This is a genomic window from Streptomyces sp. NPDC059092 (genome assembly GCF_042756365.1).
Classification (GTDB): domain Bacteria; phylum Actinomycetota; class Actinomycetes; order Streptomycetales; family Streptomycetaceae; genus Streptomyces.
Genome location: NZ_JBHZEJ010000017.1, coordinates 1 through 23,393, shown reverse-complemented (window position 1 = coordinate 23,393; position 23,393 = coordinate 1). Strand labels below are relative to the sequence as shown.

Here is a 23,393-nt window from a genome sequence, read left to right as displayed (position 1 = left end):
GACGCTTTTGCCTCCGAGGTAAGAAATTTGCCTCGGAGGAAAGTTCCTGGCGCAATGGACACATGAGCACACCCCCCGCCGGAGAGGCGGCCGACGCGCTGCCCGACCAGCTTCCCGACGTCGCGCCGCGCCTGCGTGAACTGCGCCGTGGCCGCCGGCTCACCCTGGAGGCCGCCGCCCGGCGGGCGGGGCTCTCCCCCGCCCATCTCTCCCGGCTGGAGACCGGCCGCAGACAGCCCTCCCTGCCCATGCTGCTGGGGCTGGCCCGGATCTACGGGACGACCATCTCCGAACTGCTCGGCGAGACACCGCCGGAGCGCGAGCCGATCGTCCGGGCCGGCCGGGCCGAACCCGTCGAGGCCGACGGCTGGACGTACCACCAGGCGGGCGGTCCCGGCCGCGCCATGCAGCCACTGCGGCTGGAAGTGCCGTACGGGGCTCAGGGCGACCTGGTCCGGGTGCACCCCGGGGAGGAGTGGCTGTACGTCCTCGACGGCCGGCTCCGGCTGAGCCTGGGCGACGCCCTGCATCTGCTCGGCCCCGGGGACAGCGCGCACTTCGACTCGCTCACCCCGCACCGCATCGCGGCGGCCGGCCCCGAGGGGACCGAGCTGCTGTTCGTCCACACCCTGCTCCAGAGCCCGACCGCGGACCTGTGCCTCGGTGGCCCGGTCCATCCCGCCTGACCTGCTGAGAGAGGCCTTCGCCATGTCGGAGACAGAGCACCCGGTGCCTCGTGAGGGAGCGCCGGAACATGTGATGAACGAGGAGAAGACGTTCCCGCGAGGGCTGGTGATCCGGCTCTTCGCCTATCTGGTGGCCGGCCATATCTTCGCGGCCTTCCTCTATCTCCTCTTCCACCTCGGAGCCCAGGGGCAGTGACGGCCCGGTACGCGACGGAACGCGGCGGCGTCAGCCCTCGTCCAGGAGGCGGGCGCGCAGCCGTTCGCGGGTCTCGGGCGTGAGGCCGAGGCCGTCGGACAGATAGCGGTCGGTGGAGCCCCAGGTCTCCCCGATGGCTTCGAAGGCGGCGGCGAGGTATCCGGCGCGGGCGTCGAAGAGCGGGCTGAGCAGCGCCATCGCCTCGCCCGAGGCCGCGCCGGGCGTGCGGTCGGCGCGGCGGAAGGCGTAGCGGCGGTGGGGGTCGTTCGACTTGAGGTAGTCCGCCTCGATCGCCTCCGGCTCGACGCCGACCGCGAGCAGCGCCACGGCGACCGAGATGCCGGCCCGGTCCTTGCCCGCCGCGCAGTGCAGCAGGGCCGGGAGGCTGTCCGCGGCGAGCGCGTGCAGCAGGCGGCTGTGCTCCGCGGTGCGCTGCGTGACGATCGCGCCGTACGAGCCGGTCATCCGGGCCGCCGCTCTGCCGTCCCCGAGGAGCGAGCGGAGCTGGTCGAGGTCGCCGTGCCGGACCATCCGCCAGAACTCGGCGCCGTCGGCCGGGTCGGAGAGCGGGATGTTCACGTGGCGTACGCCCGTCAGCTCCACGTCCGCGCCGTCGAGCTTCAGATCGGCGGAGTTGCGGAAGTCGAAGATCGTGTGCAGACCCAGGCCGGCGAGGAAGACGGTGTCGTCGGCGGTGGCGTGGGCGAGATGTCCGCTGCGGTAGAGCGCGCCGTACCGTACCCGCCGTCCGTCCACGGTCGGCAGGCCGCCGACATCACGGAAGTTGCGTACTCCGGACAGCTCGGGCTCGGTGGACGGGACCTGCGGTGACTGCTGCGTCACGCCTGCTCCTCCAGGTCTGCCGTCGGCGCTGTTCGCCGGCGGAGTCGGTTGCTGACCCTACGACATCTGTTCGGAGGCTGATCGGTTCCGCGCGGTGGTGCGGGAGCGTCCGCGTACGGACAGGACGCGAGGGGAGGAAACGCCCAAACAGGCATCTATCCGGATTGACTGATTCCATATAACCTGCCCCGATCGAGGGGGAGATGGGTGTCGCCGGGTGAGCAGGATCATATCCGTGACGTTCCGTGGCGGCGGGGCGAAAGGGAAAGGCCACCTCGAAAGGGATTTGGAGGGAGGCCTCCACGCAGGGTGACCGGCGATCTTCCGCCGGAGAGGAGTGTGCGCCGCCGACGGAAAAGGGTGGCTTGTTCCGGCCGTCCCACTCGCCTACGTTCACCCTCAATCCGAGCGGAACGCCGAATCCTGCCGCCGCCTCGGGGACACCATCCACCCATTCACGCGTGGCAGGAGCGGGGGACCCAGGTAGTACGCCGTTCCGGTGCTCCGGCATCAGGGACGGCTCGGGGTGAAGTCGCGCACCATGCGCGGCCGGGCATCTCCAGCCCGAACCCGACAGCTCACCTCGCAGGCGCCGGAGAGGAATTCGCCATGCCCGCGAAGGGTAAGCACCGCCGTCCGAGGACCAACCCGTTCTCGCGCGGATTCATCGCCGCCGGAACCGGTGGCGCCGCCATCGCGCTGCCGCTCATCGGCGCCACCGGCGCGCACGCCGCGCAGCAGGCCGCGCCCGCCGCCGCCCCGCAGGCCGCGCCCGCCGCCGCCCCGCAGGCCGCGCCCGCCACCGCGCACACCGCCCAGAAGCTGCCCGCCGCGGCGCCGCAGGGGGCCGCCGCGACGCAGGTGACGCGGTCGGCGGACACGAGTGTGCACACGTACGCGGTGGTCGCGGGTGACTACCTCTCCAAGATCGCTGACGAGCAGAACGTGCGGGGCGGCTGGCAGCGGCTGTACGAGGACAACCGCCAGGCCGTCGGCGCCGACCCCGGGCTGATCCACCCCGGCCTGAAGCTCACCATCGGCGGCAAGCCCGCGACCGCCCGCTCGGAGGCGCCCACCGCCTCGAAGTCGTCGAAGACCTCGAAGCCGTCGAGGGCCTCCGAGCCGTCGAAGCCGTCGTCGAAGGCCGCCTCGTCCGGCAAGTCCTCCACGGCGGCCAAGAGCGCGGCGCCCGCCGCCAACTCCGCCGCGCGGAGCAGCGCTTCCGGCTTCACCCTGCCGGTCGACGGCGTCGGTGTCGGTACGGCGTACCGCGCCGCGGGCGGAAGCTGGTCCAGCGGCTACCACACCGGTGTGGACTTCGTGGCCTCCACCGGCACCACCGTGAAGGCGGTCGGCGCGGGCACCGTCGTGACCGCCGGCGACGGTGGCTCGTACGGCAACCAGATCGTCATCCGGCACGACAACGGGATGTACTCCCAGTACGCCCACCTCTCGTCCCTCTCCGTCTCGGCCGGCCAGAGCGTCACCCCGGGCCAGCAGATCGGGCTCTCCGGGGCGACCGGGAATGTGACGGGACCGCACCTGCACTTCGAGATCCGCACGGGACCGGACTACGGCTCGGACGTCGACCCGCTGGCCTTCCTCCGGCAGAACGGCGTCTCCATCTGATCCGTCCGGTTCCACCGTGACACCCGCTTTTCTCCGCGCGGCCCGGCACCGAATGTGCCGGGCCGCACGGCTTTTCGCTATTCCCACTTGAATGAAAATTGACCGATGGCATTTCTCACCCCGCGTCAACCCTTGCCTACGGTCGCGTAGGTCACATCGCCGGGTGGAAAATACTCTGCTGTGGCAGACGATTCGAGAGCAAGAAGAGACAAGGTATTCGGGTCGTACGCGGCGATCGGTGACAGCTTCACGGAGGGCGTGGGAGATCCAGGACCCGACGGTCTGTTCGTCGGCTGGGCGGACCGGCTCGCGGTCCTGCTCGCCGACCAGTTCCCGGTCTCCGGTGCGACGGCCGACCCCGTACACGGCGACTTCCGCTACGCCAACCTCGCCGTACGCGGCCGGCTCCTCGACCAGATCGTCGCGGAGCAGATCCCCCGGGCCAAGGAACTCGCCCCGGACCTGGTGACCTTCTGCGCGGGCGGCAACGACATCATCCGCCCCGGCACCGACCCCGACGATGTCGCCGAGCGCTTCGAGCGGGCCGTCGCCGACCTCACCGACGCCGTCGGCACGGTCGTGCTGGCCACCGGCTTCGACACCCGCCGCGTGCCCGTTCTGCGCCATCTGCGCGGCAAGATCGCCACGTTCAACGAACACACGCGGGCCATCGCCGACCGCTACAACTGCCCCGTGCTCGACCTCTGGTCCTTCAGGACCGTCCAGGACCGGCGGGCCTGGGACGGCGACCGGCTGCATCTCTCGGCCGAGGGACACACCCGGGTCGCGCTGCGCGCCGGGCAGGTGCTGGGCGTCGACGTCCCCGCCGACCCGGACCAGCCGTGGCCGCCGCTGCCCCCGCGCGGCACGCTCGAAGTACGGCGCGACGACATCCACTGGGCGCGCGAGTACCTGGTGCCCTGGATCGGGCGCAGGCTGCGCGGCGCCTCGTCCGGCGACCACATCGAGGCGAAGAGGCCCGACCTGCTCCCGCTGAAACACTGACGCGGCCCCGGGTCCCGGGCGGCGGGGGCGGCCCCGCGTGACCTCACGCCCCCGCCGGGATCCGCTCCAGCACCCCGCCCGCGAAGACGTCGTACAGCGGCAGCGTCTCCAGATGGACATAGCCGATATGGCAGTCGCACACCGCCAGTGGGCAGGCCCGGGGCGCGAGGGCGCGACGGTACGAGCCGTCGTAGAGATTGCCCAGTTCGGCGCGGACGAAGTGGCAGCGCCGTACCGTACCCTCACCGTCCACCGAGATCACCGACTCGCCTGTCCGGCACGGCAGCCCGGCCGAGCGGTGCGGATGGCGGCTGTACGGGAACAGTGGATCCAGCGCCGTCCACCGCGCGGCCTCCTCGTCCGTGTAGGAGTGCCCCTCGGCCGCGTTGATCCACAGGTAGACGTGCGGGGGCAGCTCGGCGCGCAGCCGGCGCGCGTGCTCCAGATGCGCGTCGAGGCCGACCACCCCCACGCTGAACCGGACGCCGCGCTCCGCCAGTTCGCGGGCCTTCGTCAGGAAGCGGCCGTACGGCGTCTGCCCCGGGTGGTACGTGCACCACAGGGCGAGCTTCGCCGGGTCGGCGTCCGCCAGCCGGTCCGTGCGGAAGCTGAGATTCGTCTGGACGGCGACCCGGCGGATGTGCGGCAGCAGCGACAGCTCGGTGAGCGCCCGCTGGTACCAGGAGCGGACCATCCCCTCACCCCAGGGCGTGAACAGCACGGAGAGCCGGTCGTCCGTCGCGGCGGCGGCCCACGCGGTGAACCGCTCCAGGGCCGCCCGGTCGGCGCGTAGCTGCTCACCACTGTCCCGCCGCTTGGCGAACGGACAGTACGGGCAGTCGTAGTCGCAGGAGGCGAGCGGCCCGCGGTAGAGGATCGTCAGGTCCATGGGGCTCCCTTCGGGGCGTCGGTCCCCACGAGGCGGGTGGCCAGGGCCGCCCGCCTCGTGAGGGCTACTTCGATGCGTACGCGGCCATCGCGGCCCGTACGGAGGGCGAGAACAGCGCGGGGCCCAGCGCGTCCGAGTGCGCGAGCCCCTCGGGGGAGAGCCGCAGCAGCCCGGGGCCCGCGCCGGCGTCCAGCCAGCCGAGGCCGGCGAACCGGTCCAGCTCGGGTCCGAAGTCCTCGCCGGGTTCGGCGCCGAACCGCGCGCGGTACTCGGCCACCGCCATGCCCCGGGCCTGGAGCAGCGACTGGAGCAGATGGCGGCGGCGCGCCTCGTCCCCGTCGACGCGTCGGCCCACCTCGGCACGGGAGAAGTCCGCCGTCTCCGTGTAGGCGTCGATGATGGCCCGTATCTCGCTCATGCCGACGGCGTAGTCGAAGGAGTAGTGGAGACGGGAGGTGTACGAGCGGGCCCCGCAGCCCAGGCCGATCATGCCGTCGGTCTGGCAGGCGTAGTCCTCGGCGCCCTGGGACGGCGCGTCCCGGCGGCGGAACATCCGCATGGACACCTGTTCGTACCCCTCGGTGAGGAGATGGTCACGGCCCTGCCGGTAGAGACTCAGCCGCTGCCGGTCCCACTGGGCGTCACCGCCCGCGCCGAGCCTGCCGAGGCCGGTGAGCGGCCGTACGTACAGGGGGTAGAGATACAGCTCCTCGGGCCGCCAGGCGAGCGCGGCGTCCAGCGAGTGGCGCCAGGTCGCCGGGGTCTGGCCGTCGATGCCGTAGATGAGGTCGATGTTCAGGACGGGGATCCCGGCGTCCCTGATCCGGCCGAGGGCGGCCTCGACCTCGGCACGGCGCTGCGGGCGTACGGCGGCCCGCGCCTCCGCGTCCACGAAGCTCTGGACGCCGATGCTCAGCCGGGTGGCGCCCCGGTCGGCGAGGACGGCCAGCCGGTCCGCGGTCGCGGTGGCCGGGGAGGTCTCGACGGAGAGCGGCACGGCGCGCAGATCGGCGTCCATCCGCTGCTCGGCGATGTCGCAGAGCCGCTCCAGCTCGCCCGCGTCCAGATAGGTGGGCGTACCGCCGCCGAAGGCCGCGGCGGCGAACCGCACCGGCCCCTCGGCGCCCCCGCTCGCGTCCAGCGCGTCACGGACCGCCGTCGCCTGCCGGTCCAGCGCGTCCAGATAGCGCGTCGTCAGCTCCCCGGGCGCGCCGATCCGGGTGAAGAGATTGCAGAAACCGCAGCGGACCTCGCAGAACGGGATGTGCAGATAGAGGGAGAGCGCGTCCTTGCGCTCACCGGCCCACTCGGCGGCCAGCGCGGGGCGGTCGCCGAGCGGGCGGTACGCCGTCTTGTGCGGATAGGCGTAGACGTAACTCTCGTACGGACGCGGCGTGGTCGCCGGGGGCGTGGGCGACAGCGATGTGGTCATGAGGCGGTCCCGTGCTCAAGGAAGAAGTGGGCGTACGGCACCGTCCAGACGGACGGGTGGCCCAGCCGGTGGCCGCTCCAGCCGTCGTCGCCGTAGGCGGTGCCGTGGTCGGAGCAGACGATCGCGAAGCACCGGCGGCGGCTGCTCGCGGCGGTGAAGAGCCGGCCGATGTGCCGGTCGACGTATTCGAGCGCGGCGGCGTGCGTGGCGCGGGTGTCGCCCGCCTCCTGGGTGGCGCCCGGCCGGTGGAACCAGTTGGGCTGGTGCAGCGCCGCCACATTGACGAAGAGGAACAGCCGCCGCTCCCGGTCGAGTCCCGCGACGACCTGCTCGGCGCGGGCGATCTGCGCCTCGAAGGAGACCGGGGACGCCACGCCGAACTCCGGCTCCCAGTGGCTCTCCTGGAACATTCCGGGCAGGACGGAGCCGAGAGCGCCCCGCCGGTCGAAGAAACCGACGCCGCCGACGCAGACCGTGCGGTAGCCGGCCGCAGCGAGGCCCGAGACCAGGTCCGGTGTGTCGTAGACGAACGTCCCGGCGGCCGTCGACTCGCTGCCGCCGAAGCGCGCGGCGAACAGCCGGGGGTGCGGGCCCTGGGCGGCGGGGGTCGGCAGGAAACCGGCGAAGATCGCCTGGTGCGAGGCGTAGGTGAAGCTGCCCGGGGCATGCCGCTCCTCCCAGCGGCCGGCCGGCAGATGGCGGGCGAGGTTCGGGATCCGGCCCGCCGCGGCCAGCTCGCACGCCACGTCGAAGCGCAGCGTGTCGAGGGTGACGAGCAGCAGGTCGTCCCGCCCGACGACCTCGTTCATGTCGGGTGAGGGGGCGGGCGACGCCTCGGGGCGGGGGGACGTCATGCGGGATCCCCGCACGTGGGGCGCTCCGCCGCACGGTCCGCCCGGCGGGACAGGGCCGCGAGCTGCGCCGCGTAGGTGTCCAGCCCCGCGGCCTCGCGCTCCGGCAGCCCGCCGAGGCCGGGCAGCAGGTCGCCGAAGGCGTTCACCTCGGCGACGGCGTACCGCCGCCAGCTCGGGTCGGGCATCAGATCCACCCCCACGCAGTGGGTCGCGGTGAAGCACGCCGCCGCCTGTTCGCAGATCGTGAGAACGGCGGAGAAGCTGCCGCCCGCCGCGCCGATCGTGGACCGGACCGCGTCGAGATCGCCTCGCGCCCCGCCGAGATGGAGGTTGGTCATGGGCGAGGCGCTGGTACGGACGACCGCGTGCGTGGCACGTCCCGCGACCACCACGACACGCAGATCGGCCGCGCGCCCGTTCTGCGTCCCCTTGGACACCCACTGCTCGATGTGCAGCCCGTCCGGCGCGAGGGTGTCGATGATCGCCGCCACCTCACGTTCGGCCGTGTAGCGGCGCACCCGCAGGGAGTTGAAGAGGCGGCCCGCGCCGTCCAGCTCCACGGAGGTGATCGCGCTCACCCGGCCGGGGCCCGCGATCTGCACGGCGAGCACCCCGGAGGCCGAGGAACCGTGGGCGATCTTGACGAACGCCCGGCGCAGCCCGGCCCCCGCCATCCGGGCCCGTACGTCGTCCCAGCCCGACACGGCGGGTGCCGCCGCGCCCGAGGTGGGCGACAGCGGGACCCGTACCCCCGCCTCGTCCAGCACTCCGTGCGTGAGGCGCTTGTCGAAGAGGACCGCCAGCTCGTCCGGGTCGTCGAGCAGGTCCGCCCCGGCGGCCGTGGCCGCCCGGCCCAGATCGCGGGACGCCGCCGTGAACCGCTCGTACCAGCGGCCCGTGCCCTCGACCCGCGTCTGGTCGTCCGTGCCGCGCAGCAGCCGGTCCACCTCGGGGTCCTCACCGGGGGAGTCGATCCGTACGGTCTCCCCGGCGCCGAACACGGCCCGGCCGCGCAGCACATCGAGCCAGCCGACCTCCCGGGCGGGTGCCAGCCCGGCGGCGCGCACCGCGTCCTGGAACAGGGATATGCGGCGGTTTCCGGGGATCCCCACCACGGTCAGTCGTGGCGCCCGGTCCTGGCCGCCGTTGAAGGAAGGCATCGTTACTCCGCCACCGCCACGTAGCGGTGCTCCATGTCGTCCCAGTCCTCCGCTTCCTCGACCTCCGAGAGGTCGACCTCCACCCCGGCAGCGCCGAGCGTGGCGCTCAGCCTCTCCCGCATCGCCTCGCTCACGAAGTGGTGATGCAGGTCGAGCTTCTTGAGATGGGTGAGCGGCTGGCCGCCGATGAGGGCTTCCGCGCCCTCGTCGCCGAGAGTGCCCATCGAGAGGTCCAGACTCTCCAGACGGGCCACGACGGGCGCGCCGGCCAGCGCGATCGCGATCTCGTCCTGGATGACGCTGTTGCGCAACGCCAGATGGCGCAGCCGGGGGAGCCGGGAACCGGCCAGGACGGGCGCCAGGTCGGCCACGGTGGCGTCCGCGCCGTAGCCGTCCGAGCCGAGCCAGAGATCCAGGGACTCCAGCGCGGGCAGGTCGCTCGCACCGATGCCCCGGACCACCTCGGCCCGCAGGCCGCCCGTCTCGATCCTGAGCGAGCGCAGCCGCTCGTGCCGTACGGCGGGGAACTTCAGGCCGTTTCCGCCCCGCGCCCCGAACTCCTCCAGCTCCGGGAAGGCGTCCAGCAGCGGGGTGAGCAGCCCCTGGTTGATCCAGGAGATCTCGCAGTCCATGGACGTCATGTCACCGATGAACAGGGCCCGCAGTCCGGGCAGCCGCTCGCGGGCCGCGACCAGGGCCGACACCACCGGCTCAGGGCCCGATTCGTACGCGTCGCTCCACGAACCGACGATCAGCGCCCTGACGCCGGTGGTGTCGACGCTCGCCGTGAAGCGGGCGAACGCCTCCTCCCACGCCTCCGGCGACTCGTAGGAACCGACCGAGATCCGCCAGGCCACCGAGTCCGCGTCCGGCAGCTCCTCGGTCCCATCGGGTTCGGGGAAGCCGCACACGGGCAGGCCGCACAGCTCCCGCAGGTAGTGATTGACGGTCATGACGAACGCTCCAGACACCGGCGGGCAGTGATCGGCTGATGTGGAGAAGTTCTACCAAGCGCCACTGACAACTCCGGTCGCCGGGGCACGGCCGGCCGGCCGTGCGACGCCGGCCGGTGGGGCGCGGCCCCGGGCGGCCGGGACCGCGTTGTCAGACCCTCCGCCTAGCGTCGTTCACAGGTCGGCGCACCGTGCGCCGCCGGTCGAGGGGAGAGCCATGTTCAGGCAGGGAGACGTGCTCATCGTGCCCGTCGCGGAGGAATCCGTGCCGCCGTATCTCGTGGCAGCCGAGAAGGCGCCCGGTGAGCCGAGGGACGCGCGCGGCCGGCTGGTCCTGGCGCTCGGCGAGGTCACAGGACACGCGCACGCGGTGCCGGGCCCCGGCCGGCTGATCCGGGAGTCGGGCGACATGGCGGGGCCGGTGTTCCTGCACCTCCCGGACGGCGGACGGGTGGTGCACGAGGAACACGCGGCGATACCGCTGCCCAAGGGCTGGTTCCGGGTGGTGCGCCAGCGCGAGTACGTGCCGGGCGCGGTGCGCGTCGTCGCGGACTGAGCGGACGCGGGGGCGTCGTGGTGGGCGGCGATGACGGCAGTGACAACGGGCAGCGGACAACGAGCAGCGGACGGCGGGCGGGGATGACGGCGAGCGGGGCGATGACGATGAGCGGGACGATGACGGCGAGCGACATGAGCACATGGCGGGCCGTCGCGGCGGCGACCGGCGCCGCGGACCGGCGCGCCGCCGAGCAGGGGGTACGGCTCGCCTACCGCAGTGCGGGACTCACGGAACCGGAGCGGATCATCTGGGCCGGATCGCCCCTGGCCGGCGCGCGGGCCGCGCTGCGGCTCACCGGGGCCGGGCGGTCCGTGCGCGACGAGGTCCGCACGTACCCCTGGGCGCAGGAGCGGCGCAGGGTGCACGACACGCTGGGCCCGGACGGCTGGGCCCAGCACTGGAACGCCACCGGGGCCCGGCTCTGGAACGCCACCGGGGCCCGGCTCTGGGACGTCACCCGGGCGCTCGCCGACCGGATACGCGCCGGTGTCCTGGACGCGGTCGAGGAGGGCACCGGGGAGACCCCGGAGCCCGGAGGGACCGGACCGGCCGGGGCGCCGGGACCGGCGCTGAAGGAGCGGGGGGAGGGAACAGGCGACGCGGGTGCGCCCGGAGAGCGGGCCATGATCCGGTCGGTGCTGCTCGACGCGGTGCTGGGCCAGCACGACGCGGCCTGGCTCGCCGCCTTCGACGGCCGGGGCGAGCGGCTGGCGGGCCTCGCCGAGGTGGCGCGGCACGCGGGCTGGTGGTGGCCGTACGCACACGCGGTGGTGATCTGCGAGCGTCCCGCCGTCCTCCACCGCGACGAGGCGGGGCGGCTGGACCGGGGGGACGGTCCGGCCATCGCCTACCCGGACGGCTTCGCCCTGTACGCCTGGCGCGGGATGCCGGTCCCCGCCGCGTTCCTCGAAGAGCTGACCTCGCTGACCCCCGAGCGCATCCGCGAGGAGCCCAACGCCGAGCTGCGCCGGGTGATGCTGGAGTACTACGGCTTCGACCGCTATCTGAGCGAGTCGGGCGCCCGCCCCGTCCACCGGGACGAGACCGGGGTCCTGTGGCGGATCGCGCTGACCGGCGACGAGGACATCGCGATGGTCGAGGTGGTCAACTCCACGCCGGAGCCGGACGGCACCCACCGCACCTACTGGCTGCGGGTGCCGCCCACGGTCCGCTCGGCGAGGGAGGGCGTGGCCTGGACGTTCGGGCTCGAAGCGGAGGCGTACGCACCGGCGCGCCAGACCTGAGCCGCGCCGGGGGCGGCGTCCGCCCCGGAACGGGGGCGCGCCCGGGCGCAGCGGCGGATGCGGCGGTCCCGGCCCCCGGGGCGTCACACCTTGACGGCGAGCAGCTCGTCCCGGCCGATCAGAGCCTCGCCGCCCTCGGCCGTACAGGCGTACGCGCCGGCGATCGCGCCCAGCGCCGCGCTCCGTTCGAGGTCCAGGCCCGCGAGGCGCCCGTACAGGAATCCGCAGACGTAGGCGTCACCCGCGCCGTTGGAGTCCACCACCGGCGCGGGCGGGACGGTCGCGGGCACCGGGCGCGGGGTGCGCCCGCCCTCGCGGGTCATCAGGTACGAGCCGCCCGCGCCCGCCGTCGCGATCACCGCCTCGGCCCGTCCCTCGCGCAGGATCTCCCGCATCACCGAGGCGATCCGCTCGCCCGCCCCGGCCGCGCTGAGGAACACCAGGTCGGAGCGGAAGGCGAACTCCCGGTGGTAGTCGTCGAGTCCGTCCCAGTCGTGCAGATCGGTGGAGACCGGGACCCCGAGCGCTTCGAGGTCGTCGAAGAGGAAGCGGGTGAAGTGGGTGATCGAGAGGTGGACGTGACGGGCGCGCCGCAGGTGCGGCAGGTAGAACTCGCGCGGCATCCGCAGATCTTCGGGGTCCCTGGCGTCGTGGAAGGACATCCGGCGCCCTGTCTTGTCCACGAGGTTGACCGCGCGCCGGGTGCCTTCCGGCGAGATCAGCGTCTCGAAGTCCACATCGCCCGCGGCGAGCCGCTCCCTGACCTGTACGCCGGTCCAGTCATCGCCCACGAAGTCGAGGAACTTGACGTTCAGTCCCAAGTTCCGGCAGCCCAGCGCCACATTGCCACCCGTGTGCCCGGCCCATTCACGGATCGGCCCCACCGGGACGGAATCGGCGAGCGGCACCGGCAGCGAATCGACCCGGACGACGGTATCCACCCCGCTGCCCCCGACGACCAGCACGTCGTGGCGGAACTGGTCGCTCTGATCGGTCTGCGGCTGCGTCACAGTCTCCCTTTCACGGTCCGGACGGTCCGACCGGCCCCCAGTATGGCCGTACCGCCCGTCCCCGCGAAGGGACCGCCCCCGCCGCTCCACCGCCGTCCCGTCCCCGCCCCGTCCCTATGGCGTCCCCGTCCTGTCCTCGCCGTCCGGCGCTCTCCGGGAGAGCACGCGAAACTCTCCGGGAGATCACACGAATCGGGGGCATGAGCGGGAATCCCCGGGGCAGTGACGAACGTTGGACGGGCGTACGCGGGAGGGGGTGGGAGTGATCAATTCGAGTCATTTCACCCCGCACCGATGAATACTCCCGTCCATAATGGGACAACACCGAACCTCCAGGAGGTGCTGTGACAGGCGCTGGTTCCCCCCTTTCGTTGCGCTCCCGGCTGCGCTCGCTGCGATCCGCGGCCTTCGGGGCCGACTCGGCGGGGGAGAGACTGGAGCGGATCCACCGCTCGCCGAACTTCGCCGACGGGGTGTTCCAGAACCCCGTGGGGGCAAGGACCAGACCGTCCGGGGCCTCGGGGATCGAGTTCGCGAAGATCTACTTCCAGAAGGAGGCGCGGGCCCGGCGCTCCCCGATCGGCACCATCCCCGTGCACCCCACGACCCTCGCCGACCTGGCCGCGCCCCCGGCCTCGGGCCTGCGGCTCACCTGGATGGGGCATTCGAGCGTCCTCGCCGAGATCGACGGCCGGCGGGTGCTCTTCGACCCGGTGTGGGGTGAGCGCTGCTCGCCGTACTCCTTCGCCGGCCCGAAGCGGCTGCACCCCGTTCCCGTACCGCTCGCCGCGCTCGGTCCGGTCGACGTCGTCGTGATCTCCCACGACCACTACGACCATCTCGATCTGCCCACGATCCGTGCCCTCGCCTCGACCGACACCCTCTTCGCCGTGCCGCTCGGCGTCGGAGCCCACCTGGAGAGCTGGGGCGTGCCCGCGTCCCGGCTGCGCGAGCTGGACTGGAACGAGTCCACCGAGGTCGCCGGCATCCGCCTCACCGCCACCCCCGCACGTCATTTCTGCGGGCGCGGTCTGCGCAATCAGCAGCACACCCTCTGGGCCTCCTGGGTCGTGGCGGGGCCCGAGCACCGGATCTACCACAGCGGCGACACCGGCTACTTCCCCGGCTTCACGGACATCGGCGCCGAGCACGGGCCCTTCGACGCCACGATGATCCAGATCGGTGCGTACAGCGAGTACTGGCCCGACATCCACATGACCCCGGCCGAGGGCATGCGCGCCCATCTCGATCTCCAGGGCGGCCGGCCCTCCGGCGTGATGATGCCGATCCACTGGGGGACGTTCAACCTCGCCCCGCACCCGTGGGCCGAGCCCGGCGAAGGCACGGTCGAGGCCGCCGCCGGGGCGGGCGCCGGACTCGCGCTGCCGCGCCCCGGCCAGCCCTTCGAGCCCACGGGGGGCGCGGTCCCTGACGCCCCGTGGTGGCGCTCGGTGGCAGCCCCGCCGGCCGGAGGCTGGCCGGAGTACGCGGCGGCGGCCCCTGACGCGCTGGTCACCTCGGCCGGGACGGTCGCGGCCACCGGGAAGCCCGCCACCGGGAAGCCCGCCACGGGAAAGACGGAGGAGACGGCCGAGAGCGCGTCACCCGCGTAGGACCGGACGGGGCACGGCCCCGGTGGCGTGCGTACGGCGGCGACGGCCGCGTACGCCACCGGAGCCGTGCCCCGTCCGTGGGCCAGGCCCCGGCGAGGCGCGGCTCCGTACCGTCACACCAGGACGACCCGAACCCCGCGCTCCTCGAAGCGGGCGGTCCGCCGCGCCGCGCCCGTGTCGGTGATCAGCGTCCCGATGTCCTCCACCGGGCAGATCCTGGCGAACGCGCGGGCGCCCAGCTTCGAGCTGTCCGCCACCACCACCAGCGTCCGCGCCCGCTCGGCGAGCAGCGCGTTGACGCTCGCCTCGTGCTCGCTGTGCGCGCCCGCGCCCTCCTCCGCGTCCACGGCGTCCACCCCGAGGAAGGCGAGGTCCAGACTGACCTCGCCCAGGATGTGCCGGGCCAGCGGGCCGACCAGTTCGTACGACTGGTGCATCGCGACCCCACCCGTCGTGACGACCTTGATGTGCGGCCGTACCGCCAGCTCATGGGCGATGTTCAGCGCGTTCGTGACGAGCGTGACCGCCGGTTCCTCGGCCGAGCCCCTGAGATCGGCGCGGGTGGCGATGGCGCGGGCCACCTCCGTCGTCGTCGTACCGCCGTTCAGCCCGACGACCATCCCCGGCTCGACCATCGCCGCCGCCGCCCGCGCGATGCGCTCCTTCTCCGAGGCGTGCCGCACCGCCTTGTAGCGCAGGGGCAGTTCGTACGCGACGGAGTGGGCCACCGCACCGCCCCGGGTGCGCGTCAGCAACTGCTGCTCGGCGAGGTGGTCGAGGTCGCGGCGTACGGTCGCGACGGACACCCCCAGCTCGGCGGCGACGGCCTCGACCTCGACCTGGTGCCGCTCGGTCAGCAACTCCAGCAGGGCCGTGTGCCGCTCGTGGCGATTCACCGCATCACCGCATCCTTCTCGACGTCGACCGGCCGGGTCCTGCCTGCTCCCGGGCCGCCCCTGAGCGTACCGTGCAAGGTGATGCTTGTTTCTGATTGGAATGCTGCTCTAACATGCAGAAAAAATCATCCTTACGTAATGAACGGTCATGGGACCGGGAGCGGAGAGCACACATGGCTCAGGCGACACATGTGGAGACCGAACTGGCCGACCAGCCCGCCTGCTGGCGCCGGGCCGCCGCGCTCGCCGACGACCGGAAGGTGATCGACGCGCTGCCCGCGCCCGGGGAGCGCGTCGCCGTCGTCGGCTGCGGCACCTCGTACTTCATGGCCCGTGCCTACGCGGCCCTCCGGGAGGGCGCGGGGCAGGGGGAGACCGACGCCTTCGCCGCCTCCGAGTTCCCTTCGGGCCGCCGCTACGACCGGATCGTGGCCCTGACCCGTTCCGGCACGACCACCGAGGTGCTCGCCCTGCTCGCGGATGTCCGTGGCACGACCCGTACGACCGCGATCACCGCGGACCCGGCCACGCCGATCCGGGACGCCGCCGACGACCTGATCGTCCTGGACTTCGCCGACGAACGGTCCGTCGTCCAGACCCGCTTCGCGACCACGGCGCTCACGCTGCTCCGGGCCCGTCTCGGGCTGCACAGCGACGCCGTGGCCGTGGACGGGGAGACGGCCCTCGCGCAGCCGCTGCCCGACTCCCTCCTGGAGTGCACCCAGTTCACCTTCCTCGGCCGGGGCTGGTCGGTCGGGCTCGCCGAGGAGGGCGCCCTCAAGATGCGGGAGGCCTCGCTCTCCTGGACCGAGGCGTACCCGGCGATGGAGTACCGGCACGGCCCGATCAGCATCACCACCGAGGGCACGGCGACCTGGATGCTCGGGGACGCCCCCGACGGCCTGGCGGAGCAGGTCACGGCGACCGGCGGGCTGTGGGTGGCGGGCGGCCTCGACCCGCTGGCCGAACTGGTACGGGTCCAGCGGCTCGCCCTCGCGCTCGCGGGGCGGCGCGGACTCGACCCGGACAGCCCGCGCCACCTCACCCGCTCGGTGATCCTCCCGGCGTCGTAGGGAGCCGTCCCGGAAAGGGAGTTGAGCGCGACGATTCGGCCCGGTGCCTCGCACCGGGCCGAACGCGTGTCGCCCCTGGGCTATTTCGGGCTGATGTGCGATGCCTCATACCGGAGCGGGATGCTCTGTGGGCAACTTTGTCAACTGCCCGCCGTGAATGACCGCTTGGCGACTACCGTGTGTGCTCGGTGATCAACGGAGGGCTCATCCGGCATGCGCCGGTCCTGCCGCTGCGCCGTGAACCAGAAGACCGCCGCCGCACCAGCACCAGCACGCATGCCGATCCTGGGGCCCCACGTACCGAGGACACAGATGTCTCAACTTCGCGCACCCGTCGCGCGGCCGGAACGCCGAGAGGGCGGGCGGCACGGCCGCCCCGGCTCCCGGTCGCTCCCGTCCGCGGCCCGGGCGGACGCGGCGACCCCGCCGGACGCCCGTATACGGCCGCACCTCCTGCGCGCCGAACTCCTGCGCACCGCCGTCCTGCCCGCGATAGTCGCCTCGCTGAGCGGCGCGGCGGCCGTGGTGCTCGTCCTGCGCACCACCACGGCGGAACCCACCGTCCCGGTCTGGACGGCCCTGTTCGGCACCGCGCTGCTCGCCTTCGCGGCCATCGCGGCGGCGGCCCTGGGAGCCGACCGCACCGCGCGGACCGTCCTCGGCCGGTGCAACGCGCTGCGCCGCGCCGGCGCGCGCCGGCAGGCCGAACTGCGCGCCGTCGTCGAGCAGCTAGGACGGGGCGAACGCGTGCCCGCGCGCCCCGCGCCGCCCACCGCGACCGGCCACGGCGGCGACGAGTTCGACCTGCTCGCGGCGGAACTCGGCCGCTCCCACGAGGCCGCGATCGGCGCCGTGACCCAGGCGTCGCGGCTCTCCAGCAGCGTCGGCAACGAACAGAAGGTGGAAGTCTTCGTCAACCTGGCCCGCCGCCTTCAGTCCCTCGTCCACCGCGAGATCCAGTTGCTGGACGACCTGGAGAACGAGGTCGAGGACCCGGAGCTGCTGAAAGGTCTCTTCCAGGTCGACCATCTCGCGACCCGGATCCGCCGGCACGCCGAGAACCTGGCCGTCCTCGGCGGGGCGATCTCCCGGCGGCAGTGGAGCAGACCGGTCACCCTGACCGAGGTCCTGCGCTCCGCCATCGCCGAGGTCGAGCAGTATCCACGGGTCAAGCTGGTACCGCCGATCGAGGGCAGCCTGCGCGGCCACGCCGTCGCCGACGTCATCCATCTGCTGGCCGAACTGGTCGAGAACGCCACCCTGTTCTCGTCCCCGCACACCCAAGTGCTGCTCCGCGCCCAGCAGGTGACGGCCGGGCTGGCGATCGAGGTGGAGGACCGGGGGCTCGGCATGCACCTCACCGAGCAGAAGAAGATGAACGCGCTGCTCACCGACCCGGACCAGGTCAATGTCGCGCACCTCCTCCAGGACGGGCGGATCGGCCTGTTCGTGGTGTCCGCACTGGCCCGCAGGCACGGGATCGCGGTCCGGCTCCAGACCAACATCTACGGCGGGATCCAGGCCGTACTGGTACTGCCGCGGACGCTGCTCGGCGCCGACCCCGGCGACCACCCGGATCACGCCGGGCGGCCGGAGCCGGACGTCTCTCCCGTACAAGGTTCTCCGGCACAGGGCTCCCCGGCACCGGCCCCTCCCGCGCAGGGCCCTCCCGTACAGGAGAGCACCACCCAGCCGCCCGCGTATCCGTCGGCGCCCCCGCCCGCGCCGCCCGCCCCGCCGTCCCCGGCGGCTCCCGGCGGGCCCGCGCCCCTGCCCGTACGGACCGCCCACGCCGAGCGGCCCACCCCCGCCGACGCCCGCCCCGGCGCCCGCCACGCCGGGCGGCCCGAGCAGCCGCCCGGCCCCGTGATCCCGGTCAGGCCCGCCGTCGAACCCACCGGCGACGGCATGATCCGCGGTCCCGCGAGCCGGCCACTCCTGCCCAGGCGCCGGGGGCAGGAACACCTCGTACCGCAGTTACGGGACGCCCCCGCGCCGGCCCCCGCCGGTGAGCCCGCGCTCCACGATCCCGGTCTGATGGCCGCCTTCCGGCGGGGCATCGGCCTCGCCGAATCCCAGCCCACCACGCGGCCCACGGGAGCGGCACCCCCTTCCGAACTGCCGGAATCACCGCGCCACGACACCACCCCCAAGGAGTAGATTCACCATGGCGAGCGATGTGCCGACCGGCCATGTCTCCGACCTCGACTGGCTGTTGAGCGGTCTGGTCCAGCGAGTCCCGTACACCCGCAGCGCGGTGCTGCTCTCCTCCGACGGACTGGTGAGGTCCGTACACGGCCTGGACCCCGACAGCGCCGACCACATGGCGGCCCTCTCCTCCGGCCTCTACTCGCTGGGCCGCAGCGCGGGCATCCGGTTCGGTGACGGCGGTGAGGTCCGCCAGGTCGTCGTGGAGCTGGACTCCACCCTGCTCTTCGTCTCCACGGCGGGGTCCGGCACCTGTCTGGCCGTGCTGGCGGGCCGCGAGGCGGACGCCGCGGTCCTCGGCTACGAGATGGCGATGCTGGTCAAGAGCGTACGGCCCTATCTGGCGACGCCACTGCGGCACGGGGCCGGTGTCACACCGAGCGCCACGGGGCACTGACCGTGCCCCTGTCCACGGACGGGCCGTGGCTCGACGACGCGGCGGGCCGGCTCATCCGCCCGTACACCGTGAGCGGCGGCCGGACCCGCCCGACGGCGGCCCTCGACCTGCTGACGCTCGTGGTCTCCACCGGGACGCTGCCACAGCCGCACCTCGGCCCCGAGCACACCCAGGCCGTCGTCCTGTGCGCGGGGCCGACCTCCGTCGCGGAGATCGCCGCGCACCTCCGGCTCCCCGTGACGGTGACCAAAGTCCTCCTCTCCGATCTGGTGGAGTGCGGGGCGATCACCGCACGGCCGCCGGACACCTTCGACCACCCCACCGACCGTTTCCTGCTGGAGGCAGTGCTCGATGGTCTACGACGACAGCTCTGACCCCTATTCCGGCTCCCAGCCCTTTCCCACCGCCCTGAAGGTCCTTGTCGCGGGCGGGTTCGGCGTCGGCAAGACGACCTTCGTGGGGGCGGTCAGCGAGATCGCGCCTCTCAGTACGGAGGAGTTGCTGACCCAGGTCAGCGCCGCGACCGACGACCTGACCGGTGTCGAGACCAAGACATCGACCACGGTCGCGATGGACTTCGGCCGGCTGACGCTCGACGAACGGCATGTGCTGTACCTCTTCGGCACGCCAGGACAGGAACGCTTCTGGTTCATGTGGGACGAACTCTCCCGGGGCGCGCTCGGCGCGATCGTGCTCGCCGACACCCGGCGGCTCGACTACTCCTTCTCCGCGGTGGACTTCTTCGAACAGCGCGGCATCGGGTTCGTCGTCGCCGTCAACGAGTTCGACGGCTCGTACCGTTACGACCCGGAGGAGGTGCGGGCCGCGATAGACCTCAAACCGGAGGTGCCGATCGTGCTCTGCGACGCCCGTATCGCCAGCTCCGGCATCCGGACGCTGGTCACACTCGTCCAGCATCTCCTCACGGCGTCCCCGGCCCCCACGCCGTCTCCCTCCGCGACCCCGGTCCCGTACCGGGAGTCCCCGGTGGCCTTCGCGCCGGCTCCGGCACCGGAGCTTGCCGAATGAGGCCGTCGGCGGCGATCGTCCCGAGCGACGGAGTGTGCGGATGAGGTACGACCCGATCGCCCGGCTGCTGCTCACCCCCGTCGACCAGGAAGCGCCCCAGCGCGCGGTGCGGCTGCGCGGGCTCGGGCTCGGCGAACGCCCGGAACCGGCCCTCGACGCCTTCGCCGGGCAGATGGCACAGATGGCGGGCGCTCCCTACGCCATGGTCAACTTCCTCGACGAGGAACGGCAGTTCTTCGCCGGACTGCACACCCCACAAGGCTGGGCCGAGGAGCGCCACAAGTCCCGTGACCACGGCTACTGCCCCTATGTGGTGGTACGGCGCAAGGCGCTGGTCCTGGAGGACGTCCGCGACTTCCCCCGCTTCGCCGGGAACGCGCTCGTGGACGAGACCGGCATCCGCTCCTACCTCGGAGCACCCCTCATCGACCGTACGGGGATGGCGCTGGGCACCGTCTGTGTGGCCGACACCGAGCCGCGCCGGTGGGGGCGCGCCGGGCTCGACACCATCAAGGCGTGCGCGGCGCAACTGATGTCGCAGATCCACCGCAGGGAGGACGGCCTGGCCTAACCTCGGAACAGCCTCTTGACCACACGGACGGGCAGTCACTAGCGTGACGGATCATCCTGCCGGAAAGCGCTTTCCGGGTCTCGGTCCTTTCCGGGTCCCGGCCTCCGAGTCCGGGCCGAGCGTCGGCCGAAGCACTTCGCGGCAGGTCCCCCGAAGAGTGTCCCCCCAAGGCGCAGCGCACGTGACAACTACCCGGTTGGCCCGAGGAGTTCACAGTGAGCCAGAGCGTCCTGCCCGCCCCTCCTTCCCCCGCGCCGCAGCGTGTCAGACCGGGTGCCGGGGAGCGGATCGCCCGCGTCGTCGAGGCCGGTAAACGCCCCGCCGCACTTCTGGTCGGCTGTGGTGTGCTCTGGTGGGCGATCGCCGCCGCCGAGCTGGTCGAGCCGTATCTCGTCCCCTCGCCCGGTGCCACGCTCGACGTGCTGACGGGGAAGGCGGGTTACCTCTGGCAGCACACCTGGGTGACGACGTACGAGACACTGCTCGGCTTCCTCATCGCCGCCGTGGTCGGTGTGCTCGCCGCGGTGGTGATGGTCCGCTCGTCGGCCGTGGAGCGCACGCTCTACCCCCTGCTGCTCTTCGCCCAGGTCGTGCCGAAGATCGCCGTCGCACCGCTGTTCGTTGTCTGGCTCGGCTTCGGGATCACCCCGAAGATCCTGATCGCCGTCCTCATCGCCTTCTTCCCTGTGGTGATCTCGATGGTGACCGGTCTCAAGGCGGTCGATCCGGAGATGCTCCAGCTCTCCGCGACGATGGGCGCGAAACCCTGGCAGACCTTTGTCAAGATCCGCTTCCCGGCCTCGCTGCCCCATCTCTTCTCCGGGCTCAAGGTCGCCGTGACCCTCGCGGTGACGGGTGCGGTCGTCGGTGAGTTCGTCGGCGCCAACGAGGGTCTCGGCTATGTGATCCTCCAGGCGAACGGCAATCTCGACACCCCGATGCTCTTCGCGGGTCTCCTCGTCATGTCGCTGATCGGTGTTGTCCTCTTCGCACTGGTCGAGGCCGCCGAGAGGCTGCTGCTGCCCTGGCACGCGAGCCGTCGGGACCCCGACGTCACCACCACCTACTGAGCACGACCCGCACCGCGCACGACCCGCACCGCGCACGACCCGCACGGCGCGCGGCACGTACTGGGCACGACATGTACTGAGCACGACTCGCCCCCGTTCCGGGAAGGGCCAAGCCATGCACCCGCGCAGACTCCTGATCGGCCTCGTACCGCTGTTCCTGATCGCCGCCACCGCCTGTGGAGAGGACGGCGCGGGGACCACCACCAGTGACTCCGGCAAGAAGCTCGACGAGGTGACCCTGACGCTCAACTGGTATCCGTACGGCGAACACGCGCCGTTCTACTACGGCAAGCAGCGGAAGATCTTCGAGAAGCACGGCATCGATCTGACGATCAGGGCCGGCCAGGGTTCGCAGAAGACCGTGCAGGCGACCGCCGCCGGACAGACCGACTTCGGCTGGGCCGACACCCCCGCCGTGCTCAGCGGGGTGGACCAGGGCGTCCGGGTGAAGAGCCTCGGGGTCTTCCTCCAGACGACGCCGTCGTCCGTGCAGTTCTTCGAGAGCGAGAACGTCGACACGCCGGCCGACCTCAAGGGCAAGACCATCGCGGGCACGGCGGGTGACGCGCTCACCAAGACCTTCCCGATCTTCCTGGAGAAGAACGGGCTGAAGGAGTCGGACGTCACGGTCCAGAACACGGACCCGGCGGGCAAGATCGCCGCGGTGATCTCGGGAAAGACGGACGCGCTGCTCGGCTACGCCAGCGACCAGGGCCCGACCATGAAGGACAAGGCCAAGAAGGAGGTCTCGTACCTCCGCTTCTCCGACCACGGGCTCAACTTCTACTCCAACGGACTGATCGCCGGCCGGCAGATCCTCGCCGAGCGGGGCGACCTGGCCCGGCGCATGGTGCGGGCCGTCAGCGAGTCGTGGGCGGCGGCCGAGAAGGCGCCCGGGCCGGCTGTCGCCGCGATGGGCGGGGCCTCGGAGCAACTGCCGCCAGCGAACGTCCTGTCGGAGCAGTTCACCACGACGGTGACCCTGCTGCACACCGACGAGACACGCGGCAGCGCCCCGGGTGTCAACACCGAGGGCGACTGGCAGCGGACCATCGACATCTTCGCGCGGGCCGGTCTGGTGAAGAGCCCGAAGGCCGTACAGGAGTACTGGGACAGCGGCACGGCGCTGAAGGGATAGGGCGGAACACACCATGGCCAGGAACGCGAAGCTCCAGGATCCGGCGGCGCGGCAGGACGGCGCGCCCCACACCACCTTGCCCCCGGGCGCGCCCGCGGTCAGCCTGGACCAGGTGGCGGTCCGGTTCCGTACGAAGAAACGCGAGGTCACCGCCTTGCACGAGGTCTCGCTCGATGTGGCGCCCGGGGAGTTCGTCGCTCTCGTCGGGCCATCCGGCTGCGGCAAGTCCACACTCCTCAAACTCGTGGCGGGCCTGCTGACCGCGTCCGAGGGCGCCGTACGGCTGCACGGCCGGCCGGTCGAGGGGCCTCGGCACGACATCGGCTATGTGTTCCAGCGCGCCGCGCTGCTGGAATGGCGCACCGCCCGCCGCAACATCCTGCTCCAGGCGGAGATACGGCGGACGGACGCCGCCGCGGCCCGCGAGCGCGCGGACGAACTCATCGCGATGACCGGGCTCACCGGGTTCGAGGACGCGTATCCGCACGAACTCTCCGGCGGCATGCAGCAGCGCGTCGCGCTCTGCCGGGCGCTGCTCCACGCGCCGCCCGTGCTGTTGATGGACGAGCCCTTCGGGGCGCTCGACGCGCTGACGCGGGAGCAGCTCAACATGGAGCTGAACCGCATCTGGCGCGAGACCGGCACCACCGTGCTGCTCGTGACCCACTCCATCTCGGAAGCGGCCTATCTGGCCCAGCGGGTGGTGGTGATGAGCCCGCGCCCCGGCACGATCACGGAGATCATCGACGTGGGACTGCCGGCGGAACGGGAGTACACGCAGACGCTCGGGCGCCCCGAGTTCCGCACGGCGACGACCAGGATCCGAGGACTGCTGGGGGCGGCTTCCGCGCCGGAGTGACGCGCCGCGCCGTCGGGGCCCTGACGCCGGTTCCGCTGACCGGCCGCGCATACGGGCGAGCCACGCGCCGGTCGGGGCG

Annotated in this window: 24 protein-coding genes and 1 riboswitch; of the genes, 16 read left to right on the top strand and 8 right to left on the bottom strand. The window is 72.4% G+C overall.

The genetic code is table 11. From position 1 onward, the window contains the following. The first annotated feature begins 62 nt into the window (after positions 1 to 62). Both ACFXPL_RS13045 and ACFXPL_RS13040 read left to right on the top strand, forming a co-directional pair. Positions 63 to 686: a helix-turn-helix domain-containing protein gene (locus tag ACFXPL_RS13045; RefSeq protein WP_384917092.1), complete on the top strand. Its 624-nt coding sequence runs from the start codon at positions 63 to 65 to the stop codon at positions 684 to 686. A 22-nt stretch (positions 687 to 708) separates the two neighbouring features. Then, the gene (locus ACFXPL_RS13040) at positions 709 to 882 is read left to right on the top strand and encodes a DUF6126 family protein (protein WP_384917088.1); all 174 of its coding nucleotides are present in this window, start codon (positions 709 to 711) and stop codon (positions 880 to 882) included. 30 nt (positions 883 to 912) lie between these two features. Here ACFXPL_RS13040 and ACFXPL_RS13035 read toward each other — a convergent pair whose 3' ends face one another. Continuing rightward, positions 913 to 1,725, bottom strand: a complete 813-nt coding sequence (locus ACFXPL_RS13035) for a tyrosine-protein phosphatase (RefSeq protein ID WP_384917085.1) — start codon at positions 1,723 to 1,725, stop codon at positions 913 to 915. A gap of 438 nt (positions 1,726 to 2,163) precedes the next feature. Continuing rightward, a riboswitch (cyclic di-AMP (ydaO/yuaA leader) is annotated at positions 2,164 to 2,330 on the top strand. Positions 2,331 to 2,334: 4 nt separating this feature from the next. On the opposite strand from ACFXPL_RS13035, the gene ACFXPL_RS13030 reads away from it, so the two are divergent. Both ACFXPL_RS13030 and ACFXPL_RS13025 read left to right on the top strand, forming a co-directional pair. Next, positions 2,335 to 3,354: a peptidoglycan DD-metalloendopeptidase family protein gene (locus ACFXPL_RS13030; RefSeq protein WP_384917083.1), complete on the top strand. Its 1,020-nt coding sequence runs from the start codon at positions 2,335 to 2,337 to the stop codon at positions 3,352 to 3,354. A gap of 180 nt (positions 3,355 to 3,534) precedes the next feature. After that, positions 3,535 to 4,359, top strand: coding sequence for an SGNH/GDSL hydrolase family protein (locus ACFXPL_RS13025; protein WP_384917080.1), 825 nt, complete (start codon positions 3,535 to 3,537; stop codon positions 4,357 to 4,359). A gap of 43 nt (positions 4,360 to 4,402) precedes the next feature. Here ACFXPL_RS13025 and ACFXPL_RS13020 read toward each other — a convergent pair whose 3' ends face one another. The 5 genes from ACFXPL_RS13020 to ACFXPL_RS13000 all read right to left on the bottom strand — a co-directional run bounded on the left by ACFXPL_RS13020 (position 4,403) and on the right by ACFXPL_RS13000 (position 9,647). Beyond that, complete coding sequence (locus tag ACFXPL_RS13020) at positions 4,403 to 5,248, bottom strand: STM4011 family radical SAM protein (protein ID WP_384917077.1); 846 nt, start codon at positions 5,246 to 5,248, stop codon at positions 4,403 to 4,405. A gap of 64 nt (positions 5,249 to 5,312) precedes the next feature. Further along, the gene (locus tag ACFXPL_RS13015) at positions 5,313 to 6,680 is read right to left on the bottom strand and encodes an STM4012 family radical SAM protein (RefSeq protein WP_384917074.1); all 1,368 of its coding nucleotides are present in this window, start codon (positions 6,678 to 6,680) and stop codon (positions 5,313 to 5,315) included. Continuing rightward, a complete protein-coding gene (locus ACFXPL_RS13010) occupies positions 6,677 to 7,489 on the bottom strand; it encodes an STM4013/SEN3800 family hydrolase (RefSeq protein WP_384917328.1) in 813 nt (270 codons plus the stop codon). Before ACFXPL_RS13010 ends, ACFXPL_RS13015 begins: the two co-directional genes overlap by 4 nt. A gap of 41 nt (positions 7,490 to 7,530) precedes the next feature. Then, entirely contained in the window at positions 7,531 to 8,694 is a 1,164-nt protein-coding gene (locus ACFXPL_RS13005; RefSeq protein WP_384917071.1) for an STM4014 family protein, read from the bottom strand. A 2-nt stretch (positions 8,695 to 8,696) separates the two neighbouring features. Continuing rightward, positions 8,697 to 9,647 (bottom strand): STM4015 family protein, encoded by a 951-nt coding sequence (locus tag ACFXPL_RS13000; protein ID WP_384917068.1) that lies wholly within the window; start codon positions 9,645 to 9,647, stop codon positions 8,697 to 8,699. Between the two features lie 217 nt (positions 9,648 to 9,864). On the opposite strand from ACFXPL_RS13000, the gene ACFXPL_RS12995 reads away from it, so the two are divergent. Then, entirely contained in the window at positions 9,865 to 10,203 is a 339-nt protein-coding gene (locus tag ACFXPL_RS12995) for a hypothetical protein (protein ID WP_384917066.1), read from the top strand. A 119-nt stretch (positions 10,204 to 10,322) separates the two neighbouring features. Then, entirely contained in the window at positions 10,323 to 11,450 is a 1,128-nt protein-coding gene (locus ACFXPL_RS12990; protein WP_384917325.1) for a DUF6745 domain-containing protein, read from the top strand. Positions 11,451 to 11,533: 83 nt separating this feature from the next. Here ACFXPL_RS12990 and ACFXPL_RS12985 read toward each other — a convergent pair whose 3' ends face one another. Beyond that, complete coding sequence (locus tag ACFXPL_RS12985) at positions 11,534 to 12,412, bottom strand: carbohydrate kinase family protein (protein ID WP_384917321.1); 879 nt, start codon at positions 12,410 to 12,412, stop codon at positions 11,534 to 11,536. A gap of 392 nt (positions 12,413 to 12,804) precedes the next feature. On the opposite strand from ACFXPL_RS12985, the gene ACFXPL_RS12980 reads away from it, so the two are divergent. Next, on the top strand, positions 12,805 to 14,073 hold the full coding sequence (locus tag ACFXPL_RS12980; protein ID WP_384917063.1) for an MBL fold metallo-hydrolase: 1,269 nt from the start codon (positions 12,805 to 12,807) through the stop codon (positions 14,071 to 14,073). Positions 14,074 to 14,186: 113 nt separating this feature from the next. Here ACFXPL_RS12980 and ACFXPL_RS12975 read toward each other — a convergent pair whose 3' ends face one another. Beyond that, positions 14,187 to 14,969: a DeoR/GlpR family DNA-binding transcription regulator gene (locus tag ACFXPL_RS12975; protein ID WP_384917060.1), complete on the bottom strand. Its 783-nt coding sequence runs from the start codon at positions 14,967 to 14,969 to the stop codon at positions 14,187 to 14,189. 173 nt (positions 14,970 to 15,142) lie between these two features. Between ACFXPL_RS12975 and ACFXPL_RS12970 the strand changes: the two genes are divergently transcribed. From ACFXPL_RS12970 to ACFXPL_RS12930, 9 genes are all read left to right on the top strand, one after another. Further along, positions 15,143 to 16,042, top strand: coding sequence for an SIS domain-containing protein (locus tag ACFXPL_RS12970; protein ID WP_384917058.1), 900 nt, complete (start codon positions 15,143 to 15,145; stop codon positions 16,040 to 16,042). 312 nt (positions 16,043 to 16,354) lie between these two features. Beyond that, positions 16,355 to 18,202 (top strand): sensor histidine kinase, encoded by a 1,848-nt coding sequence (locus ACFXPL_RS12965; RefSeq protein WP_384917055.1) that lies wholly within the window; start codon positions 16,355 to 16,357, stop codon positions 18,200 to 18,202. 7 nt (positions 18,203 to 18,209) lie between these two features. Further along, positions 18,210 to 18,647: a roadblock/LC7 domain-containing protein gene (locus ACFXPL_RS12960; RefSeq protein WP_384917052.1), complete on the top strand. Its 438-nt coding sequence runs from the start codon at positions 18,210 to 18,212 to the stop codon at positions 18,645 to 18,647. A gap of 2 nt (positions 18,648 to 18,649) precedes the next feature. Further along, complete coding sequence (locus ACFXPL_RS12955) at positions 18,650 to 19,021, top strand: DUF742 domain-containing protein (protein WP_384917049.1); 372 nt, start codon at positions 18,650 to 18,652, stop codon at positions 19,019 to 19,021. Next, entirely contained in the window at positions 18,999 to 19,676 is a 678-nt protein-coding gene (locus ACFXPL_RS12950) for an ATP/GTP-binding protein (protein ID WP_384917046.1), read from the top strand. Before ACFXPL_RS12955 ends, ACFXPL_RS12950 begins: the two co-directional genes overlap by 23 nt. Positions 19,677 to 19,716: 40 nt before the next feature. Beyond that, on the top strand, positions 19,717 to 20,247 hold the full coding sequence (locus ACFXPL_RS12945) for a GAF domain-containing protein (protein ID WP_384917044.1): 531 nt from the start codon (positions 19,717 to 19,719) through the stop codon (positions 20,245 to 20,247). Positions 20,248 to 20,462: 215 nt separating this feature from the next. After that, positions 20,463 to 21,317: an ABC transporter permease gene (locus ACFXPL_RS12940; RefSeq protein ID WP_384917041.1), complete on the top strand. Its 855-nt coding sequence runs from the start codon at positions 20,463 to 20,465 to the stop codon at positions 21,315 to 21,317. 115 nt (positions 21,318 to 21,432) lie between these two features. Beyond that, a complete protein-coding gene (locus ACFXPL_RS12935) occupies positions 21,433 to 22,455 on the top strand; it encodes an ABC transporter substrate-binding protein (RefSeq protein ID WP_384917038.1) in 1,023 nt (340 codons plus the stop codon). A gap of 13 nt (positions 22,456 to 22,468) precedes the next feature. After that, positions 22,469 to 23,314, top strand: a complete 846-nt coding sequence (locus ACFXPL_RS12930) for an ABC transporter ATP-binding protein (RefSeq protein WP_384917035.1) — start codon at positions 22,469 to 22,471, stop codon at positions 23,312 to 23,314. Positions 23,315 to 23,393 lie beyond the last annotated feature (79 nt).